Below are 3959 nucleotides of genomic sequence, written 5' to 3'. Positions count from 1 at the left end.
GCCGGCGCACATTTGATCCCGCGCACCGGTGCCGGCCAGGTGCCGCGCGACTGGGCTCGACCCTGTTCGAGAATCAACCAGCTCTGTTGCCGGTAGTGGGGCAGTGGCCGCAAGGCAAGCGCCAGTGCAGCCGGGGTATCAGTGGCGATGACTGCGAGCGGGGCGCCGGTGGGCAGCCGGTGGGTCCACATTCGGGCGTCTCCCTTCCCGGCCACTTCCTCGGGTGTGGCGGGTAGGCCGTGGCGAGCCAGCCACGCGGTAACCTCGCGCTGCTCGCCGATGACCAGCAGTGGCTGTGCCGGATCCGGCGCGCGGCGGGCAGAGAGTTGGCGTGGGCGGTCGTCGAGAAGTCGGGTGGCCAGGGTTTCGGCGTCGCCACGCATTGCACGAGGCGCGACGATCGCCAGCTGCGGGGCGCGGGCGAACTGCAGTTCGCGCAGAATGGGTGGCGCCTCAAAGCGGTCCAGACGGCGCATTGTGCGGTTGTCCGGGTCCAGCCTTGCCTCCAGCGGCAAGCCATGGCCCGACAAATCCAGAGATGTGAGGCTGTCCTCGATGCGTACGATCAGAGCCTCACGACCGGCTCGTGTCTCGATGTGCAGCGGCAGATCGAGTTGCCACGGTTCGCCTGCCTGCACGATCTTGAGGGTGAGTCCTTCACCGGCCTCCAGGCGGAGTTCCGGCAGGCCGCGGCGGGTCAGCCACTGGTCGAAGAAGCGATCGAGCCGCTCGCCGGCGCTTGTTTCGAAGGCGATGCGCAAATCCTGCCAGCCGGCGGTATCGAAGCGATGCTTATCCCAGAAGCTGCGCAGGCCGGCGTAGAAGGCCTCCGGGCCAATCATGTCGCGCAGCATTAGGAAAAGCATCGCCGCCTTGTTGTAGCCCACCGCCTGCGACACGCCATGGTGGCGCGCGGTGAACTCGGCGAGCGGCCGGTCAGCCACCGTCGGAATGCCGGAGAGCTCACGCAGCCAGTTGAGGCGCATCTCCAGGGCACGGTCCTCACCCTGCTGCTCGGCGTGGGCGTAGTCGGCCATGAAAGTGGTCAGGCCTTCGCTCCAGTTGCCGCTGGCGTAGTCTGGAAAGACGCCGTTGCCCCACCAGTTGTGAAGCACCTCGTGGGCCAGCGAGGTGTCGCGGATGAAGGGCAGGCGCAAGACCTGTATGCCGAGATACGTCATCGTGGGCATGCCGAAGCCGGTGGGCGTCGGGCTGGAGACCACCGTGAAGCTGTCGTAGGGGTACGGCCCGATCAGCGCTTCGTAGCGCGCAAGGTGGCGCTCGACCGCCTCGAGGTAGTCCGTCTCCAGCGGCATCAGTTCCTCGTGGAACAGGGTTCGCAGCAACAGGGGCCGACCGTCCTGGGTTGTCGTGTTGCGGTCAGCGATGCGGTACGGGCCTGCAATGAGGTCGATGCCGCGGCCCTGGTAGGGGAAGTTGTACTCGATCGTCGTGTCGTCACCCTCGGTGAGGGTGTCGCCGGGCATGCCGGCGGTCATCCCAAGCTGCCCGTTCGGTGTCGTGATGCGGACGATGTAGCTGTGTGGCGCCAGCTCGCGCGCGCGCACCGGAACGGGATACCACAGCCCGGATGCGGGCAGGAAACTGCCCTGGGGGTCGGCTGTAGGTGTTCTGTGAGCGAGCGTGTCTTCGTGCCGCATGTCCGGTGGCGAGGCGGCTAGCGGGCCCAGCCATCGCAGGTGGACCGTGCGCCCGGGATCGCCGGCCGGGATGTGCAGGCGTTGCGGTTCAGCTCTTCCGGACGAGGATGGAGGCAATGCATCATCGCCGATTGCCGCCGATTCGATGCGCATTGCCGGGTTGAGCAGCAAATCGAGCGCTTCGCCATCGTCGATTTGGATTCTCGCTTCTGCGTCCAGAGTTCTTTGCAGCGGATCCAGCCGCAGGTGCACTTGGTAATGCAAGCGGGTGCTTGGCGACGCAGCGGCGGTCGTCACGAACAACATGACGAGTAGCACCAGCGGCCACAGGTGTGGCCTGGGGATGCCGCGTTCAGACATCCAGCGCCGGGCCTCGTGTGCCGTAGTCGCGCAGGTTGTAGACAGCGTCGGCGAGGCCGTCGACCAACTCGTTGCAGTCAAAGTCTGCGTCCCAGGGCAGCAACGTCGCTTGCGCCGAGACGCCGAGATCCGCGAGCTGGTGCGGCACACCGTGGCCGTGGCGCAGATGACCGCTGCCGATCAACGCGACCACGAGGCGTCCCGGCGACTCGACGATGGCGCCGTGGATACCCTCGGCCATCGAGCGGTCCCACAGGAGCTGTGCCTCGATGAAGTTGCGCAGATGGCGCTCCGAATGCTCGCCAACACGGTTGCCGACGAGGTGCATCTGGTAAATCGTGGTCAGCCAGTCGGTGTAGGCGGCGCTGGGTGGCGCCGGGCGGCCTACACCCTCCAGTTCATCTGTAGGCACAGCGTCGAAGCCCTCGCGGCCGACCAGACGGGTGAGGTCGGATTCGACGTTGACGGCACGCATGGGTATGCGTTTGTCGCGTGCGAAGCGGAAGATGTCCATGTACAACTCGGGGTCGAAGCGCCAGACCTTGTGCCAGTCGCTCTGTGCGAGAAACTCGGCTTCGCTCAGCTCTCCCTCGACCCAGGCGTCGAGCGCAGGCTGGACCCGGCGCGGAAACATCTCGAGTGCCAGCGCAATGTCCGGATGCACCGCGTGAAGTGCGCGCAGAACGTCGAGCTGCCAACGGTGATGCTCGAGGCGATCGTGGCGCTCGCCGAGCAGCACTGCCGACTGTTCGCTGAGCCTCGCGAGCAGGGCGGTGTCTTCCAGCAGCGTGCCGCCCGGCACCGACCAGCCGGCCGGCAAGCCGCAGTAGTTGCCGGCCGCGGGGATGCTGCGGACGCCGAGCGCGTGCGAGAACGGCCCGAGCACGCCGAGCGTGAGAGCGAGTGCAGTAATAGCCGACAGAAGCAGCGCTTTGCTGGGCTTGGTGGGCATTGCATGTCTTCCGGTTCGATGACCGTTGCGCGGCGTCATCGGTAGCCGGCGCCGTCAGTGTGTGACGGCAGCCATAAGCGAAGGGTTCCCGGCGAAGTGGTTGCGTAAACGCAAAAACGCCCGCACTGCCATCGCAGCGCGGGCGTTCTAGGAAGCGACTGTCAGGCCGACTTCTTGGCGGCGCGGCGAGCAGCAGCCGGCGCATCCGAGGTGGTGCTGGCGAAACCGGGCACCGGGGTGCTGATCGCCTTGACGGCAGCTTCGGTGGCGGCGGTCAGGTTGCTCTCGGCCATTTCGACGGCCTGGCGGCTGGCACGGGTGACCTGGTCGAATGTCGAGTTGGCTGCGGCGATACCACTCTTGACTGCAGCGACTGCAGCTTCGGCGCCGACCGGCGACGAGGCGGCGGCTTTCTCGAGCTCGCTGGCGACAGTCTTGTTCAGCTCGGCGAACTGGGCTTCGTAAGGCTTGACGAACTCTTCGACACCCTGGGCCAGGATCTCGTAGCAGTTGCGATAGTAGGCCAGCACTTTCTCGGCCATCGGGCGTACCATCGCGGCCTGCATGGCGGCGAGTTCTTCCGGCGACTTGGCGCTCAGCAGGCTCTTGATGCCGGTGGTGCCTTCTTCAAGCAGCTCGCGGGCAGTGTTAAGGTTGAGGGCGGCCAGGCGCTCGGAAGAGTCGAAAGCGGTGCGCAGGGAGGTGATCCCGGACTCGACGGCGAGTTTCTGGGCGGCGGTGAATTTTTCGGGCTTGGCAATCATGGTCTTGCTCCTGAGGTTCGTTAATCGATGCAGTCTCGCGTTTCTAGCCGCTTTGCTGCACTGCACAATTTCATTCTAGGTGATTGATTGCATAAGGGCACCTCGAATAACGCGAGGTTTTCGTTGAATCCCGCCGCCAAACAATGACAGCGACCGAACTCGGTTCAATTTCTCCGGCAAATCACCGCTTTTCTCTGCGGTGTCGCCCCGTTTTCTCTTCGA

The 3959-nt window shown here is 65.2% G+C and carries 3 protein-coding genes; all 3 read right to left on the bottom strand.

Translation table 11 applies throughout. From position 1 onward, the window contains the following. Positions 1 to 2021, bottom strand: a 2021-nt coding sequence (locus GPA21_RS19460; protein WP_168989732.1) for a M1 family metallopeptidase, incomplete at its 3' end; no start/stop codon positions are given. Next, on the bottom strand, positions 2014 to 2973 hold the full coding sequence (locus GPA21_RS19455; RefSeq protein ID WP_168989731.1) for a ChaN family lipoprotein: 960 nt from the start codon (positions 2971 to 2973) through the stop codon (positions 2014 to 2016). The genes GPA21_RS19460 and GPA21_RS19455, both read right to left, overlap by 8 nt. A gap of 161 nt (positions 2974 to 3134) precedes the next feature. Further along, a complete protein-coding gene (locus GPA21_RS19450; protein ID WP_168989730.1) occupies positions 3135 to 3737 on the bottom strand; it encodes a phasin family protein in 603 nt (200 codons plus the stop codon). Positions 3738 to 3959 lie beyond the last annotated feature (222 nt).

The organism is Azoarcus taiwanensis (assembly GCF_012910885.1).
Lineage (GTDB): Bacteria > Pseudomonadota > Gammaproteobacteria > Burkholderiales > Rhodocyclaceae > Azoarcus_F > Azoarcus_F taiwanensis.
Note: the sequence above shows the minus strand (reverse complement) of the source record. Positions and strands in the feature narration are given on the sequence as shown.

Coding starts and splice junctions, on each gene's coding strand:
- GPA21_RS19455 (WP_168989731.1), bottom strand. CDS start 2,973: ATGCCCACCAAGCCCAGCAAAGCGCTGCTTCTGTCGGCTATTACTGCA.
- GPA21_RS19450 (WP_168989730.1), bottom strand. CDS start 3,737: ATGATTGCCAAGCCCGAAAAATTCACCGCCGCCCAGAAACTCGCCGTC.